Origin of the sequence: Bacillus sp. NEB1478, from assembly GCF_031582965.1 — a bacterium.
GTDB lineage: Bacteria > Bacillota > Bacilli > Bacillales > Fictibacillaceae > Fictibacillus.
Window position 1 is genome coordinate 966,773 of sequence record NZ_CP134049.1, and the last position, 17,310, is coordinate 984,082.

Consider the following 17,310-nt stretch of genomic DNA (forward strand, 5'->3'; position numbering starts at 1 on the left):
GTATTTTACGGTAAAATGGTAAAAAAGGATGGTGATGACCATGAAGAATCACACCTCTACTCGTGATGAGATCATCTATCTTTTAAAAAGACATAAGCGGATGACCGTAACTGAATTGGCTAAATCACTTGGCATTACGGAAATGGCTGTTAGACGCCATCTGAATACATTAGAACGGGATCACGTTGTAGAAACGACTTTAGTTCGTCAAGCAATGGGTAGACCAATTAATTTTTACCATTTATCAGCAGCTGGTGACGAACAATTTCCTCGTAATTACTCAGGGTTAACCGTGGAGTTATTAAAAGATTTGGAAGATATGAGCGGTACGAATACGGTTGATGGATTATTTCAGAGACGTGAAGATCGTTTGCAAGATAAATACAAGAACCGGATGAACAGTCTTACGGACTTTGAAGAAAAGGTCAATGAACTGGCAAATATTCAAAATGAAGCTGGATACATGGTCGATTGGAAAAAAGGCGAAGAAGCGGGAACCTATGTCCTGACCGAATATAATTGCCCAATCGCCAAAGTAGCGAACGAATATCAGCAAGCTTGTTCTTGTGAATTATCGCTCTTTAAACGAATGCTCCATACAGATCATATTGAGCGTAAGACTTGTATGGCAAAAGGCGGCGATTATTGCTGCTATGTCATTAAAGATAATAAAGAAACATCTGAAGTATAAAACCACTTCAGGTGTGTTTTTTTTTGTACTTGGATACAATGGAAATGTGAATAAAGGAGAGATACCAAATGAAGTCTTATAAAGGATTTTTAATCGATTTAGATGGAACGATGTACCGTGGAACAGAACGAATAGAAGAAGCGGTTTTATTTGTAAAAAAATTAAATGAGCTGAACTTGCCTTACCTTTTTGTTACCAATAATTCATCGAAAACGAAACAGCAAGTAGCAGAAGTCTTAAAAGGATTTGAAATTCCTGCTAATTCTGAGCATGTATTTACAACAAGTATGGCAACAGCGAGCTATATCTCCAACTTAAAAAAAGAGGCGACCGTGTTTTGTATAGGAGAAGACGGTATTCGAGAAGCCCTCACCGAAAAAGGATTAAAGCTTGTTGATGAGAATCCAGATTATGTCGTGATCGGAATTGACAGATCAATTACGTATGAAAAGCTAGCGAAAGCATGTCTGGCTGTAAGAAATGGTGCAACATTTATTTCAACAAATGGAGACATTGCTCTGCCGACAGAAAGAGGACTTCTGCCTGGGAACGGTTCTCTAACCTCAGTTATTACGGTATCTACTCAAACAGATCCGATTTTTATCGGAAAGCCGGAACCTATTATTATGGAGATGGCATTAGAGACATTGGGGACGAAAAAGGAAGAGACGCTCATGGTCGGTGATAATTACCAAACCGATATTTTAGCTGGTATTCGAACAGGGCTGGACACTCTTTTAGTTCATACAGGGGTTACAACAAAGAAACATTTAGAAGACATCGACATTCATCCAACTTATGCGGTGGATGGATTAGACGAGTGGGAAATTAAATAAATAAAAAAGGGCTTAAGGCAAAAGAATGATTCTCTTGTCTCGAGCCCTTTTATTATTCTTCATTTACTGCACGGTGAGCCAGGCGACTCGAAGCAGCTGCAGCAATAGCACCAACGATATCATCTAAGAATGTGTGAACTTTTCCGGTGGATTTGTCGTTTAACTTTTCCAGAATACCCGGTTTTTGTTTATCAATGAATCCGTAGTTTGTAAACCCGATCGAACCATATATATTCACAATTGATAATGCGATTACTTCGTCAATGCCATAAAGACTTTCATCTCTTGCTAATATCTCTTGAAGAGGCTGATTTAGTTTCTTTTCTTCAGCCAATACATCCAGCCCAATACCCGTAAGTATAGCATTTTGCACTTCTCGTTTTGCAATAACTCTATCCACGTTTTCTCTGCAAACGTCCATTTTTAAGTCAGGATGATAGGGAACTTGGAGAAAATAAACGAGTTCCGCAATATCGTTTACTGTAACGCCCCGTTCATTCAGCAATTTGCGAGCAGTTTCTTCGACGTTTTCCACTTTTTTGTTTGGCATCCCTGTACTCCTTTTCTATAGTAGTCTCCACAGCTTTGTATAGTATATGTTTCCAGGCTAAAGTTATGAATTTATCAAAAAACGCTAACCACTTTGCCTAGTTGGGCATACAATGTTGTATCCATATATGCGGAGGTTTGAATGCGCCACCCTTAAACAACCGCAGGAAAGCTGAAGAGGTGGGGGGATCGCCTTTGTTTGAAAGAGACATTTTTCATTATTATCAATTAGTATGTGACGAAAGAAAATCTGAGTCAGGTTATCGGACGTTCACTTGTAGAGGTGACAGGTATATTGTAATTCCTCAACTCCAAATGTCCTATGAACTTCTGCAAGAAATGACATTTCTAAGCAGTGTCCTTCAGGAAAGAGGAGAAAATGAACTTCCTGTGCTCCAGCCGACCATCACGGGCATGCCCAGTGCGTATGTTGATGGAGAGTCGGTCATTATTTTTAGAATGGAACATAAAAAGCAAGAAAGGAAAGTTGCTTCATTAGGAATGGAACTTGCAGAATTCCACAAACGCGGCAAAGGTGTTGAACAGTATTATCCGGTCCAGCAGATCGCATATGGCCAATGGCCGCTGCTATGGATCTCGCGAGTAGATGAAATGCACAACAAATATGCAGAGATCTCAGTTAGAAAACAAAAGAATGATTTTGATACATTATTTTTAACAACATTTCCGTATTATGAAGGGCTCGCTGAAAACGCGATTCAGTATATCACGGATTATCAGATGGAAAGAGGGCCTAGAGGAATAGGTTCTGCGTCTATTTGCTATGATCGTTTCAGCGAACGCTCTTGGATTGAGACGGATAATGGATATATTAAAATGCCTGTAGGCTGGCTGATCGACAGTCCAATGCGTGATGTAGCTGAATGTATCCGTGAAAAAATCTATCAGCCTCAGTTTAGAAATAATGAGATAGTGGATCTGATCGACGATTATGAAAAAGTGAAGCCATTATCAAAAGGTGCATGGAGATTGTTATATGGAAGACTGCTTTTCCCTACTCAATACTTCGACACGGTTGAAGGACATTATAAAAATGAGAGGGAAATTGGAATGGAACTCTATTCAAGCCGCTTTACTGACTTAATCTCGTATGAAAGACAAAATGAATATTTTCTAAAAAGCTTCTTCAGATCGATCGGACTGCCTGTTCATGAATTGAATATTCCGATCGTCGACTGGCTCGTTCCTACCATCTAAAGAAAATAAATGGTTGGGGTCTGACCCCCAACCATTTATTTCCCATGCTCATTTTAGAATACAGTCCTGTATAAATGATCGGAAATTTGAGATTATATTAAGTATTTTAAATTTCATGGGTTCTGGGATGGATAATATATTCTCTTTTGGAGGAGAAAATCGAATTCACAAGGCTGTTTGATGGTGAACCAGCATTATCATTGGATATGTAAAAACAAGCAAAAACGATCAGATTTGTTTCTGATCGTTTTCTCATTCTTCATGGTTTTTATTTGTTAGGCTTAATTTTCAATTACAATTTCGCCTTCACCTTTTGGTATTTCGAAACCATTAAGGTAGGATGTTAAAATTTCTTCTGTTATAGGGAATGCATTTGCATCAAAACGTTTGTTTCGGATCTTAAGTCGTTCACGCAAATCATCAGGATGAACTTTTAAATAAATAAGTTTCCATTTACCGCCGGCCATTTCTATAAGTTGTTTATAGTGATCTCTCCTTACTTGATCCCAAAAACTAAAGTCAATCACCACTTGTTGTTTATCATGAATTAGCTCAATTAATAGGTTGCGTAGTTTTCTTTCTGCCTCTTTTTTGTATTCTTCAACTTTTTCAATGGGGTAATCAATCCCATAACGGCCATTGGTAGCCCATATTTCTTCATCAATAGAAAGACGTACAAAACCTTCTTTTTCTAATTGTTGTGAGAAAGTCGTTTTCCCAGAACCAGCTACTCCACACATCATTACCACAAGAGGGGTGAATTCATCTCGTTCTTGATAAATTAAGTCAAAGTTAAAATTTCCAAACATCTGGATACGCCCCCCCAAAAATCTTTTTGATATTATATTCATCATCATTCTGTATAAGTTCTCAATCGACTTTTATACCAAACTGTTACGTTTGCTGAAAAAGTGACTGCTATATTCAAACTTAATAAATAATTCTATTTAGCAGTCTTTTACTCCTCTTTTCGCCGGAATTGGGAAGCCATCATACAATAAACTAACTATCGACCCTAATTTTTTGTCTTCTCTTTTATGAAATGAGAAAATAGAGAAAAAGGGGTGGAAGCAGATGAAAAAGCCATATGTATATGTGACGAGAAAGTTGCCGGAAGAAACACTGGCTGTTTTAAAAGAAACTGCCGAAGTTGGAATGTGGCCACATGAGGAGGAAGCAGTTCCAAATGAAGTACTGTATGCTGAAGCTGAGAAAGCACAAGGTCTGCTGACGATGTTATCGGATAAAATTGATGCGAAACTGCTCAATCATGCAAAACCATTAAAAGTAGTTGCAAACCTAGCAGTAGGCTATGACAACATCGATCTAGAAGCAGCAAAAAATAAAAGCATTACAGTATGCAATACACCTGACGTTTTAACGGATTCTACAGCAGATTTAGCGTTCTCGCTCATGTTAGCTACCGCTCGCCGGATTGTTGAATCAGCAAATTATGTACAAGAAGGAAAATGGAACAGCTGGGGGCCTCTATTATTAGCCGGAGCTGATGTTCATCATAAAACAATTGGAATCGTCGGTATGGGAAGAATTGGAGAAGCAGTTGCAAAACGAGCTAAAGGATTCGATATGAATATTCTGTATCATAACCGAAACCGTAAACCCGGAACAGAATATGAATTAGGAGCTACATATAAAGAATTTCATGATCTATTAAAGGAATCTGATTTTGTGGTTTGTTTGGCACCATTAACGTCCGAAACAAAAGGAATGTTTAATAGAGAAGCATTTCAGTTCATGAAAAAAAGCGCCATATTTATTAACGCAGGAAGAGGGGCATCTGTGGATGAGGATGCATTAGTAGAAGCCCTCCAAACTGGCGAGATTGCAGGTGCGGGATTAGATGTGTTTGTAAAAGAACCGATCGATCCGAATCATCCTTTATTAGCGATGAAACAAGTAGTCGCTTTACCGCACATCGGAAGTGCCAGCGTGGAAACAAGATTAAAAATGTCTGAGCTTGCTTGCAGGAATATTGCAAGAATTCTAGAAGGAAAAGAAGCAGAAACGCCTGTGAAATAAAATTTATGTAAAAGTTAGAATCTCCAACAAAAAGGAGGGTGAAAGATGACAGAAACTCCATTGATGGGAATGACTGCAATCGTTACAGGAGCTGGCCGCTTAAACGGGATAGGTGCAGCAACTTGTTTGCAGCTTGCCAAAAAAGGCGCTAATGTATTTTTTACAACTTGGGGTGTGTACGATAAAGAATTTCACGATGGCAACCATGAGAGTGATGCCGAAAAATTGCTTGCGAAACTGCGGGAATTTGGTGTGAAAGCGTCTTATGAGGAGATTGATTTAACCAAGGCAACGGAGTTTCCTCGATTGTTTACGAGAATAAAAGAGACAATTGGACAACCATCTATTTTGGTTAACAATGCCTGTTATTCACAAAATCACTCTTGGGAAGAATTAACGGTTGATGTGCTGGATCGTCATTATGAAATCAACCTTCGTGCAACAACGCTTTTGAGCATAGAATTTGCGAAGTGTTTTGCGGGCAATAAGGGCAGTATCATTCATTTAACATCAGGTCAATCAAAAGGACCGATGGTAGGAGAACTTGCGTATGCAGCTACAAAAGGAGCTATTGAAGCTCTTACGGTTACTATGGCTGCAGAACTTGGAAACAAAGGGATTACCGTGAACGCAGTAAATCCTGGTCCGACCGATACAGGCTGGATGACAGAGGATCTGCAAAAGGTATTGCTGCCTAAGTTCCCGCTAGGAAGAATCGGGAAACCAGAAGACGCAGCGAAATTAATCGCCTTTTTAGCAAGTCCAGAAGCAGAATGGATCACCGGGCAAGTGATTCATTCGGAAGGCGGGTTTTTAAGGCAATAATCTGCATAAATAATGAAATATGCTGTCCGATTTTGGACATCCTCCTACTAAAAATTCCTTGTCTAGATGATAGAACAAGGAATTTTTTTGTTTAAAAAGATTTTCTCACATTTTTTTACTAAAATCCGAGAGTTTTCTCTCAAATTCCCACATATCTTAGCTTTTATCTCAGACATTTTATACAAAATGCCACACTTTTCCTATACTTAGCCACGAGTCTGCAAATTTCGACGCTAACCTCTCATACTAATCTCATCAGCATGGTTATACATACAATTTTCGAAAAAGAATAAAATTTTATAAATATACCCTTGAATTAATTTTTATACAGTCCTATAATGAACCATAACTTATTAAAGGAGTGATATGAATTGAGAGCAGGAATTATTGGAGTAACCGGATATGGTGGATTAGAATTGTTCCGGCTATTGTCTGCACATCCGGAGATTAAGCAAGTGTTTCTCTATTCATCCTCCAAAGAAGGAAATTTACTCTCTGATGACGCTCAGCATTTATACGGGTTTACAGATCAGCTACGTTCTTTGGAACAGCTTGAATCAGATGAATTGGATGTATTGTTTTGTTCGGCTCCAAGCGGAGTATCTACAAAGCTGCTTCCTCCTTTTATTGAACGAAAAATGAAAGTGATCGATCTTGCTGGGGATTACCGTTTAAAAGATGCTGATGCCTATCAGAAATGGTACGGAAAAGAAGCTCCGAATACATCACTTATTAATGAAGCGGTGTACGGTTTAACAGAATGGAACAAACAAGAGATTCAGCAAGCTGGATTTATTGCAAATCCCGGATGTTATCCGACAGCCACATTGCTCGGGATATTACCTTTATTAAAAGAAGGAATCATTAATCCCGATTCACTGATCATCGATGCAAAAAGCGGTCTGTCAGGAGCGGGGGCAACACCTCAGAAAGCTTCTCATTTCGTCAAAGCGAACGATAGTATGAGTATTTATAAAATGAACAACCATCAGCATATTCCTGAGATCGAGCAGACCATACAAATGATCGCGAATGTTGATACGAACATTACGTTTAATACACACCTCATTCCGATGACAAGAGGCATCATGGCAACGATTTATGCAGATTTATCAAAAGATTTTCAATCTCCGGATGTAACCCGAGTCTTTCACGAATATTACGCCAGTAAGCCATTTGTCCGTGTTTTCAAAGAAAAAGCGGACTTATTCACCAAACAAGTATACGGATCAAATTATTGTGATCTTACATTTGGTATTGATGAACGAACAAATCGAATCACTGTTGTATCTGTGATCGACAATTTAATAAAAGGTGCTGCAGGTCAAGCAGTGCAAAATATGAATGTCATGTTTGATTTTGATGAAACAAAGGGACTTAACCAATCACCATTGTTCCCTTAATAATAAGGAGGCAAGATGCATGCAAGCAGTGAAACCAGCTATACACAAAATAACAGGAATAAACATTGCAACTCCGAAAGGCTATTATGCGAGCGGACTGCATTGCGGGATAAAACATAAGAAACTAGACTTAGGACTGTTATACAGTTTAGTTCCCGCAAATGCCGCCGGTGTCTACACGACGAACAGAGTTCAAGCTGCTCCTTTAAAAGTCACCCAAGAAAACATCAAACAAGAAGGAAAACTGCAGGCGATTATCGTCAATTCAGGAAATGCCAATGCAGTTACAGGTAAAAGAGGTCTTCAAGATGCTAAACTAATGCAGCTTGAAACGGCTCAGAAACTTGGAATTCCTTCTCATTTTGTTGGTGTGGCTTCAACCGGTGTTATCGGAGAGCACCTTCCGATTGAAAAAATTACAGCAGGTATTAAAAACCTCGTTCTTGATGACGAAATCAAAGGTTCGATTGATTTCTCGCAATCTATTTTAACGACAGATACAGTATCAAAAAATACAGCTTACACATTAAAAATCAATGATAAAGACATCACGATCGCAGGTACTGCAAAAGGATCTGGAATGATTCACCCAAATATGGCAACCATGCTTGGTTTTATTACGTCAGACGCTAATATTAATCAAGCCGACCTTCACTCCGCACTTTCTTATGCCGTAGACCGAACGTTCAACTGCATCACAGTAGATGGCGACACTTCTACTAATGATATGGTGCTGATGCTAGCAAATGGAATGGCTGAAAATGAAGAACTGAACAAAGATCACCCTGAATGGGAACTTTTTTTAGACGCACTTGTTATGGTTTGTGAAGATCTAGGCAAACTTATCGCCAAAGATGGTGAAGGAGCCAGCAAGCTCATTGAAGTAACCGTTGAGGGAGCGCAGACGGATAAAGATGCTAGAGTAATTGCAAAAACCGTAGTCGGTTCACCTCTTGTAAAAACGGCGGTGTTCGGATGTGACGCAAACTGGGGAAGAATTTTATGTGCAGCAGGTTATAGCGGAGTATCGTTCGATCCAGATCAAATGAGGATATTAATCGGTGACAGTGAAGTGGTATTAGATGGAGAACCCATTCCTTTTTCTGAAGAAGAGGTTCGGAATTATTTAAAAGGCCAGGAAATTCATATTACGGTTTTATTATCAGAGGGTGTTGGAAGCGGAAGAGCTTGGGGCTGCGATTTAACATATGATTATGTCCAGATTAACGCTAGTTACCGAACGTAAAAGGATGTGGGAAAATTGATTCATGTGATTAAAATCGGGGGAAGCACGCTAGCAAACTTGAAAGATACTTTTTTTACGAGTTTACAGTCACGTCTGCATAATGGTGAAAAAATTGTGATTGTACACGGCGGAGGTCCAGAAATCAATAAAAAGCTTCAGGAGAAAAATCTCCCCGTGGAGATGATGGATGGCATACGGGTCACGTCACAAAATACGCTTTCTTGCGTTAAGGATGCTCTTAAAAACACAACAAATGCTAACCTCGTAAAGCGGATAAAGAAATCAAACATACAAGCAGTAGGATTATGCGGATCTGAAAATCAACTGATCCAATGTGAATACTTAAATCAAGAGAAGTACGGTTTGGTCGGCAAGGTTAAGCAAGTGGATACAGCTGTTATCAAAAGCTACTTAGCAAACGGAAAAGTACCTGTTATTGCTTCATTAGGCATCACAGAAGATGGCGAAGAAGTTAACATAAATGCCGATACCGTCGCAGGGGAAGTAGCATCTGCACTTTCTGCTGATTCTGTTTGTTTTGTGACTGACACGACGGGAATTCAAATAGATGGAAAGACAGCAAATGAATTGAGCATATCGGAAATAAACGATGGTATGAATGACGGACAAATTTATGGCGGCATGGTACCAAAAGTAGAAGCAGCTATGAAATGCCTTGATTTAAACATTGAGGAAGTGGTCATTACAGATCAAACCCTTACAGGCACACGTGTTTTTAAGGAGGTTTTAACAACATGAGTGCATTATTCCCAACGTACAAAAGAAAAAAGTTTCAGCTTATAAAAGGAAGCGGAACATATGTATTTGATGAAAACAATCATCGTTATTTGGACTTTACAAGCGGAATTGCTGTAACGAATCTGGGTCATTGTCATCCAGAAGTAGTTTCAGCCATTAAGAAACAGAGCGAACAAATATGGCATACATCTAACTTATTTCAGATAGAACAGCAAGAGAAACTAGCAGAAACACTCGTGAAGGACAGTCCATTGGATCTTGCGTTTTTTTGCAATAGTGGTGCTGAGGCGAACGAAGCTGCTATTAAACTAGCTAAAAAGTATACCGGGAAAAATAAAATCATAACCTTTGAAAATTCGTTTCATGGCCGTACTTTTGGCGGGATGTCTGCGACAGGCCAGCAAAAAATTAAAGAAGGCTATGGTCCGCTTGTTTCAGAATTCGTCCATATACCGTGGAATGATACGGACCAGCTAAAGAATGCCGTAGATGAACAAACAGCCGCTATCATGATGGAAGTCTATCAAGGCGAAGGCGGTCTGCGTATGGCAGATGCTAGTTTCTATGAAACGGTTCAGAAAATGTGTGTGGAAAAAGGAATTCTATTAATTATTGATGAAGTCCAAACAGGCATTGGAAGAACCGGGAAGAGGTATGCGTTTGAACATTACAATCTAAATCCCGACATCGTTACTCTCGCAAAAGGATTGGGTAACGGATTTCCGATTGGCGCGATGTTAGGGAAGAATGAGTGCAAAGAAGCTTTTGGACCAGGAAGCCACGGCACTACGTTCGGAGGAAGTCCTTTAGCATGTGCTGTAAGCCAATCCGTCCTCGATGTTATTTTCCAAGATGCATTTTTAAGTGAAGTCGAAGAAAAAGGAAAACAATTTATAGAAACATTAGCCGAATCACTGCAAAATCAATCTTTTGTAAAAGAAGTTAGAGGAAAAGGGCTATTGATTGGAATCGAATGTGAAAAACCGGTTGCCAGTTACGTAGAATGGCTGGAGGAGCATGGGTTGCTAACTGTTCCAGCTGGGGAGAAAGTCATACGATTACTTCCGCCTTTAACCGTATCAGAAGAAGAATTACAAACGGCAGCAGAAATTCTTAAACAAATGTTTGATCAATTTCATATAAGTTCTTAAAACAAAGGACGAATAATCCTTATTTTTTATACGTATAAATGAATAAAAATACGAACTGATAAATGTTTTATACAAGGAGTGGAATTAGACATGAAAGGCTGTATTACCTTATCAAACGGCACTTCATTCGAGGGAGAATGGCTGGGAGACAACCAATATAGTACAGGTGAAGTTGTATTTTATACAGGAATGACAGGATATGAGCAAGTATTGACAGATCCATCCTACCAAGGCCAAATCGTCGTGTTTTCATATCCGTTTATCGGAAATTATGGTTTTAAGCCCGAAAGCATGGAGTCTGCTGAGATTCAAGTATCGGGCGTTATCATGGCAGAATGCTTTCCTTTTCAATTGGAAGGAGATCGGCACTCACTCATATCTTACTTAAATGAAAAACAGATTCCTGCTCTAACGAATGTGGACACAAGGGCGCTTATTCAGCAAATTCGAAATGAAGGATCAGTCCCGGCAGTTATGCATACAAAGAGCGTTCCTGCAGATTCCTTTCAGCTAGAAGTGTGCTGGCCAAGAACAACGGTAAAAAAAGCAGGTAAAGGCGATAAACACATCGTGCTTATCGACTTTGGTTTTAAAAAATCAATCGTTGACTCACTTGTAAATGAAGGCTGTTCGGTTACAGTCGTTCCATTTGATACAGATATGACTGATATAGAAAAGCTAATGCCTGATGGATTTGTTTTTTCAAATGGTGCAGGTGATCCGATGAGATTCTCGAGTTATTTTCATCGCTATAAAAACATTGCAACACGCTATCCGGTTCTAGGCATTTGTCTTGGGCATCAAATACTTGCGTTGGCTTTTGGCGGTGAAACGATGAAACTCAAATTCGGGCATCGCGGAGCCAATCATCCTGTTATGAACGTTAAAACTGGCAAGGTGTCTATGAGTTCGCAAAATCATAGTTATGTCGTAAAGAAAGACAGTTTGAAATCTACAGGGTTCAATATTTGGTATGAAAATGTAAACGACAAGAGCGTCGAAGGACTGTTGCACAGTCAATATGAAATTTCCAGCGTGCAATTCCACCCGGAAGCAGCGCCTGGCCCGCAAGAACATGCTCAAATTTTTACAGATTTCATCACAACTGTACAGCAAAAAGAGAAGGTGAGAAGTTATGCCTAAACAACACGACATAAAAAAAGTACTCGTAATCGGTTCTGGTCCTATCGTAATCGGGCAAGCGGCAGAATTCGATTATTCAGGTACACAAGCATGTAAAGCATTGAAAGAAGAAGGAATCGAAGTTGTCTTAATCAACAACAATCCGGCAACAATCATGACAGACAAAACGTTTGCTGATGAAATTTACTTTGAACCACTAACAGTTGAATACGCGGAACAAATTATAAAAAAAGAAAAACCGGACGGACTTCTGGCGACAGTTGGTGGCCAAACAGGACTTAATCTCGCGATGGACTTGGATGAAGCAGGCATATTGAAAAAATATAACGTGAAACTGTTGGGTACAGATATTAACTCCATTCAAAAAGCAGAAGATCGTGATGCATTCCGTTCACTGATGCAAGAATTGAACGAACCCGTTCCAGAGAGTGAGATTGTTTTCTCGGTTCAAGATGCACTGGTGTTTGCTGATAAAACTAGCTATCCCGTAATCGTTCGTCCTGCCTATACACTCGGCGGGTTTGGCGGCGGAATTGCAAAAACGAAGCAGGATCTTTCAATCCTTGTAAAACAAGGATTATCAGCTAGTCCGATCAATCAATGCTTGATCGAAAAAAGCATCGCAGGCTATAAAGAGATTGAATATGAAGTGATGCGTGATGAGAATGGGACTTGTATTACCGTTTGTAATATGGAAAACGTGGATCCTGTCGGAGTCCATACAGGTGATTCCGTCGTTGTTGCTCCGAGCCAGACGCTCACTGATGATGAGTACCAATCATTACGAAAAGCATCACTAACAATAATTAATGCACTGGAGATCGTAGGAGGCTGTAACATTCAGTTTGCTCTTCACCCTCATAATTCTGAATATTATTTGATCGAAGTTAATCCGCGTGTCAGCCGTTCTTCTGCATTGGCGTCTAAGGCAACAGGATATCCAATCGCTAAAATCGCAGCAAAGCTGGCACTGGGATACAATCTGCATGAACTTAAAAACCCAGTGACAGGGACGACGTTTGCAAGCTTTGAACCTGCTTTGGATTATGTCGCTGTAAAAATGCCGCGCTGGCCGTTTGATAAATTCCACCAAGCAGATCGAAAACTTGGCACGCAAATGAAAGCGACCGGAGAAGTTATGGCGCTTGAGCGAAACATGGCAGCTGCGTTCCAAAAGGCCATACGATCACTCGAACTGAAAACAAACGGAATGTACTTAACAGAGCTCACATCCGTGAAGGAAGATGTTTTATATGAATTAGCAGCTGAAGCTGATGATCGCCGATTCTTTGTCGTTCTGGAACTTTTGAGACGCGGGGTATCCACAGCGAAAATTCATGAGATAACGAAAATCACACCCTATTTTTTATCGGTGTTTAACCAAATGGTCCAAATCGACAAAACGCTAAGCGAATTGGACCTAGACACAATAGAAGAATCACAACTGCAGCTTGCTAAGAAATTTGGCTTTTCAGACCAGTATTTGTCTGGGATCTGGTCGGTTTCTGAGCAACAAGTCCGAAGCAAAAGGGAACAACTGAACATCGTTCCTTCATACAAAATGGTCGACACGTGCGCTGCCGAATTCGAAGCAAAAACCACATATTTTTATTCCAGCTGGACCGGAGAAAACGATAAGAAACCTGAGGCAAAGAAAAAGGTTGCAGTCGTTGGCTCAGGACCCATACGTATCGGCCAAGGAGTCGAATTTGATTATTGCTGTGTGCATAGCGCATTAGCTTTAAACAAGATGGGGTGTGAAGCAATACTCATCAACAACAACCCGGAAACGGTGAGTACAGACTATGAAGTTTCAGATTCCTTATACTTTGAACCATTAACGTTTGAGGATATTTATAATGTTTTGCAATTTGAAGGCATATCTGAAGTTATTCTTCAGTTTGGCGGACAGACTTCCATCAACTTAGCTAATGAATTAGAGAAGGCGGGAATTCATGTTCTGGGGAGTCCAGCCGATACAGTTGATCAAATGGAAGATCGAGATCGTTTTTATCAATTTTTAGATAAAATCAGCATTCCTAAACTCGAAGGCTACACGGCTCATAATGAAGAGGAAACGAAAAGCTTTGCAGAAACACTAGGATTCCCGGTACTTGTACGTCCGTCTTATGTAATTGGCGGAAGCGGAATGAAAGTATTTTATTCACATCAAGAACTAAGTACTTTCTTACAGAACGAGCCTGTAAGCTATCCAATCTTAATTGATACCTTCCTGCAAGGGAAAGAAGCGGAAGTCGATGTGCTAACTGATGGAGATGAGATTTTCATCCCGGGAATCTTTGAACATATTGAAGGTACAGGAGTCCACTCAGGAGACAGCTTGACCGTAACGCCTCCACAGACTCTTTCCAAACACATTCAAGATCATTTAATAGCCTTATCCAAAAAAATCGCTGTAAATATAAATTACAAAGGCTTATTTAACATTCAGTTTGCGATTAAAGACGATGATGTGTATGTAATCGAAGTGAATCCGCGGGCTTCTCGAACAGCTCCGATCATGAGCAAGATCACAAATGTAAATCTCGTTCAAAAAGCGACTGAATTATTGCTAGGAACACCGTTAAGTGAGTTGAAGCTTGAAAAAGAGCATAATGGTCAGCCGTTCATTACTGTAAAAGCGCCTGTTTATTCTACGATTAAGTTGCCTGGGGTGTCGCCTGTATTATGTCCGATGATGACTTCAACTGGGGAAGCGATTGGCACAGATACTGATTATACGGAAGCGCTTCTTAAAGCGTTGAAAGGATCAACATTGCAGCTGAGTGATCTATGGAATTTTAAAGGAAGTATTTTTGCAGAAGGTGAGTCTGCAAAATCAGAAGCTGAAAACTGGAGTAAATTAGGCTACAGCATAGTAACGAAAGAAAACATGCCTTTTGATGAATGGTTGAAGTCAGATGAAAAAATCGCTTATATGAATTTTGCAGCCGAAACCGACAGCACATCTGCAAAAAATGCAGTTCTTGAAAGAATTCATGTTTTCAGCAGAAAAGAGACAGCACAAAGCTTCTTACAAGCTGTATCGCATATGCGAAATACAAGAAAGGAAGTGTTGATCTGATGTCAATTGCTCATCCCTTACTCACAACGAGAACAAAAAAAGATCTTCTGACATTAATGGATTATACGACGAATGAGATCATTGATTTATTAAATTTAGCAAAAGAATTAAAAAAACAAGGACCAGCCACACCGCCATTGTTAAAAGGGAAAATTCTAGGAATGATTTTTGAAAAATCTTCGACACGTACGCGTGTTTCCTTTGAAGCGGCTATGCTCCAGTTAGGCGGTCATGCGATTCATTTGAGTACGCGAGATATTCAGATGGGCAGAGGGGAGTCTATATCAGATACAGCGAAAGTATTATCTGGTTACTTGGATGGCATAATGATCCGCACGTTCCACCAATCAACAGTAGAAGAACTCGCATCAAACAGTACCATTCCAGTCATTAATGGTCTGACAGACGAGTTTCACCCTTGTCAAATACTTGCAGACTTGTTAACAATATTGGAATATAAAGGATCATTTAAAGGTAAAAAGCTTACTTATATCGGAGACGGAAACAACATGGCTCATTCCTTAATGATTGGTGCAGCAAAGGTTGGAATGGATTGCACGGTTATTGCTCCAGAGAAGTATGGACCAAAGAAATCTATTGTTTCATACGCACAGCAAATTGCGAAACAAACTGGTGCGGTGATTCATGTTACGAATGATCCGGTAAAAGGGATAAAAAATAGTGATGTCATCTACACAGATGTATGGGCGAGCATGGGGCAGGAGAGTGAAGCAGAGGAAAGAATGAATCATTTTGAATCTTTCCAAGTGAATCAGGAACTCGTATCACACGCAAAAAAGGACTTTATCTTCATGCACTGTTTACCGGCACATCGTGGAGAAGAAGTTACCGCTGAGATTATTGATGGAGATCACTCTGTCGTTTTCCCAGAAGCGGAAAACAGACTGCATGCTCAAAAAGCATTGCTTGTTCATTTGATGTCATAAAAACGAATAAAAAAAGCCGCTCACAAACTTGAGCGGCTTTCGCATTATTAAACTTAAAATACTTGTTCTAATTCAACAACGCCAGGTACTTCTTCAAGAAGTGCACGTTCAATACCAGCTTTTAGTGTAATTGTTGAACTTGGGCAGCTTCCGCAAGCTCCCATTAGACGTACTTTTACAACGCCTTCTTCAATATCCACTAATTCCACGTCACCACCATCACGAAGTAGGAACGGGCGTAATTTATCAAGAACTTCTTCTACTTGTTCACGCATTTCTAAGTTTTGAGTTTCAGCCATATCTATCAGGCTCCTTTCATAAAAAGAACTTATCTTTAGTATACGGGATATGGAATAAAAAATCCATGAGCAAGCATCATGATATTTGCTCCTTTTTCTTTTCGGAGAAATAAGGTATGATGAAAGCAAATAAGCGCATCTATAGAGGTGAATTCTTATGCAAAATTCTCTTATTATTAAAGTATACGGAGCAGAGCAAAAGTGTGCAAGCTGTGTGCATTTGCCTTCTGCAAAAGAGACCGCAGAATGGCTGGAAGCAGCGATATCCAGAAAGTTTCCGAACAGTTTGTTTCAAGTTTTGTATATAGATATGGAAAAACCAGATCATGAAGATGATCGATTATTTTCAGAAAGAATTATTGAAGAAGATCTTTTTTACCCAGTTGTCGTTATCAATGGGGAGATCGCAGCAGAAGGAAACCCGAATCTAAAAACCATTTATAGCATAATTGAACAGAACGGATATGGCGCTGTAAGTTAAAGCGCCTATTTTTTTTCTTTTGGGTTTGTACACATGCCTCTATATACACCACGGAATATGATGTATGGAATTAAAAGGAGGCAAATAAAATTGTTGAACCCTTTAAAAGGTAAATTTTTTAAAGACGAATCTTCATCCCACTGTGGGTGCCATCATAAGCATTTTCATGATCTTTGCGAGATGTACATGGGACAGCACGTAACGATTGAGCTGAATGATGGCAACGAGTATCATGGAAAGCTTCACAGCTATGATAACAACAATATGTATTTAATCACTGCTGGTGAAGGTGAACAACGCAACAGCCGAATCATATTCGTAGGTCCATTCTTTCCGGGCTTCGGCTTGTTCGGATTTCCATTTTTTCGTATACGCCGTTTTCGTCCATTCCGTCCTTGGTGGTAATTTTATTGTTATCTGATTCTCCTGTTTAATGTAGGTCAACTTACATGGACGAATCGGTTTAATATGAAAGTCTTGCAGTACGCAAGGCTTTTTTTAATTGAAAAACGCATTTTTGCAGAAGCGAACAGGGGGTTTTTTTAGGTTGAAAAGTGTTATTCCCAGAATTGTTGAGCAGATACTCAGACTTTTTAACGTAATTCCCAGAATTTTTTTGTTAAATCCCACACTTTTT

The 17,310-nt window shown here is 39.6% G+C and carries 17 protein-coding genes; 14 read left to right on the forward strand and 3 right to left on the reverse strand.

All coding sequences use genetic code 11. From position 1 onward, the window contains the following. Positions 1-34 precede the first annotated feature (34 nt). Both RGB74_RS04575 and RGB74_RS04580 read left to right on the forward strand, forming a co-directional pair. Positions 35-691: a helix-turn-helix transcriptional regulator gene (locus tag RGB74_RS04575; protein ID WP_310761815.1), complete on the forward strand. Its 657-nt coding sequence runs from the start codon at positions 35-37 to the stop codon at positions 689-691. A 68-nt stretch (positions 692-759) separates the two neighbouring features. Continuing rightward, a complete protein-coding gene (locus RGB74_RS04580; protein WP_310761816.1) occupies positions 760-1,527 on the forward strand; it encodes a TIGR01457 family HAD-type hydrolase in 768 nt (255 codons plus the stop codon). Between the two features lie 52 nt (positions 1,528-1,579). Here the strand turns inward: RGB74_RS04580 and RGB74_RS04585 are convergent, their stop codons facing one another. Beyond that, positions 1,580-2,077: a phosphatidylglycerophosphatase A family protein gene (locus RGB74_RS04585; RefSeq protein ID WP_310761817.1), complete on the reverse strand. Its 498-nt coding sequence runs from the start codon at positions 2,075-2,077 to the stop codon at positions 1,580-1,582. A gap of 194 nt (positions 2,078-2,271) precedes the next feature. On the opposite strand from RGB74_RS04585, the gene yutH reads away from it, so the two are divergent. After that, on the forward strand, positions 2,272-3,294 hold the full coding sequence (gene yutH, locus RGB74_RS04590; protein ID WP_310761818.1) for a spore coat putative kinase YutH: 1,023 nt from the start codon (positions 2,272-2,274) through the stop codon (positions 3,292-3,294). Positions 3,295-3,575: 281 nt separating this feature from the next. On the opposite strand, the gene RGB74_RS04595 is transcribed toward yutH, so the two are convergent. Then, on the reverse strand, positions 3,576-4,103 hold the full coding sequence (locus tag RGB74_RS04595; protein ID WP_310761819.1) for a P-loop nucleotide/nucleoside kinase family protein: 528 nt from the start codon (positions 4,101-4,103) through the stop codon (positions 3,576-3,578). A gap of 265 nt (positions 4,104-4,368) precedes the next feature. On the opposite strand from RGB74_RS04595, the gene RGB74_RS04600 reads away from it, so the two are divergent. The 9 genes from RGB74_RS04600 to argF all read left to right on the forward strand — a co-directional run bounded on the left by RGB74_RS04600 (position 4,369) and on the right by argF (position 15,893). Then, positions 4,369-5,334 carry a 2-hydroxyacid dehydrogenase gene (locus RGB74_RS04600; protein ID WP_310761821.1) on the forward strand — a complete coding sequence of 322 codons (966 nt, stop codon included), beginning with the start codon at positions 4,369-4,371 and terminating at the stop codon, positions 5,332-5,334. A gap of 45 nt (positions 5,335-5,379) precedes the next feature. Next, entirely contained in the window at positions 5,380-6,159 is a 780-nt protein-coding gene (locus RGB74_RS04605) for an SDR family oxidoreductase (protein ID WP_310761823.1), read from the forward strand. 371 nt (positions 6,160-6,530) lie between these two features. Next, a complete protein-coding gene (gene argC / locus RGB74_RS04610; protein ID WP_310761824.1) occupies positions 6,531-7,562 on the forward strand; it encodes an N-acetyl-gamma-glutamyl-phosphate reductase in 1,032 nt (343 codons plus the stop codon). Positions 7,563-7,581: 19 nt separating this feature from the next. Beyond that, positions 7,582-8,808, forward strand: a complete 1,227-nt coding sequence (argJ, locus tag RGB74_RS04615; protein WP_310761825.1) for a bifunctional ornithine acetyltransferase/N-acetylglutamate synthase — start codon at positions 7,582-7,584, stop codon at positions 8,806-8,808. Positions 8,809-8,832: 24 nt separating this feature from the next. Continuing rightward, entirely contained in the window at positions 8,833-9,567 is a 735-nt protein-coding gene (gene argB / locus RGB74_RS04620; protein ID WP_310762791.1) for an acetylglutamate kinase, read from the forward strand. Further along, positions 9,564-10,718: an acetylornithine transaminase gene (locus RGB74_RS04625; protein WP_310761827.1), complete on the forward strand. Its 1,155-nt coding sequence runs from the start codon at positions 9,564-9,566 to the stop codon at positions 10,716-10,718. The genes argB and RGB74_RS04625 overlap by 4 nt, the downstream gene beginning before the upstream one ends. A 90-nt stretch (positions 10,719-10,808) precedes the next feature. Beyond that, on the forward strand, positions 10,809-11,861 hold the full coding sequence (locus tag RGB74_RS04630; RefSeq protein ID WP_310761829.1) for a carbamoyl phosphate synthase small subunit: 1,053 nt from the start codon (positions 10,809-10,811) through the stop codon (positions 11,859-11,861). Continuing rightward, positions 11,854-14,946 (forward strand): carbamoyl-phosphate synthase (glutamine-hydrolyzing) large subunit, encoded by a 3,093-nt coding sequence (locus tag RGB74_RS04635; RefSeq protein ID WP_310761831.1) that lies wholly within the window; start codon positions 11,854-11,856, stop codon positions 14,944-14,946. The genes RGB74_RS04630 and RGB74_RS04635 overlap by 8 nt, the downstream gene beginning before the upstream one ends. After that, positions 14,946-15,893, forward strand: coding sequence for an ornithine carbamoyltransferase (gene argF, locus RGB74_RS04640; RefSeq protein WP_310761833.1), 948 nt, complete (start codon positions 14,946-14,948; stop codon positions 15,891-15,893). Before RGB74_RS04635 ends, argF begins: the two co-directional genes overlap by 1 nt. Positions 15,894-15,946: 53 nt before the next feature. On the opposite strand, the gene RGB74_RS04645 is transcribed toward argF, so the two are convergent. Further along, positions 15,947-16,192 (reverse strand): NifU family protein, encoded by a 246-nt coding sequence (locus tag RGB74_RS04645; RefSeq protein WP_066238880.1) that lies wholly within the window; start codon positions 16,190-16,192, stop codon positions 15,947-15,949. 157 nt (positions 16,193-16,349) lie between these two features. On the opposite strand from RGB74_RS04645, the gene RGB74_RS04650 reads away from it, so the two are divergent. Next, positions 16,350-16,673 carry a YuzD family protein gene (locus tag RGB74_RS04650; RefSeq protein WP_310761834.1) on the forward strand — a complete coding sequence of 108 codons (324 nt, stop codon included), beginning with the start codon at positions 16,350-16,352 and terminating at the stop codon, positions 16,671-16,673. Between the two features lie 90 nt (positions 16,674-16,763). Beyond that, positions 16,764-17,078: an LSM domain-containing protein gene (locus tag RGB74_RS04655; protein WP_310761835.1), complete on the forward strand. Its 315-nt coding sequence runs from the start codon at positions 16,764-16,766 to the stop codon at positions 17,076-17,078. The last annotated feature ends 232 nt before the right edge of the window (positions 17,079-17,310 follow it).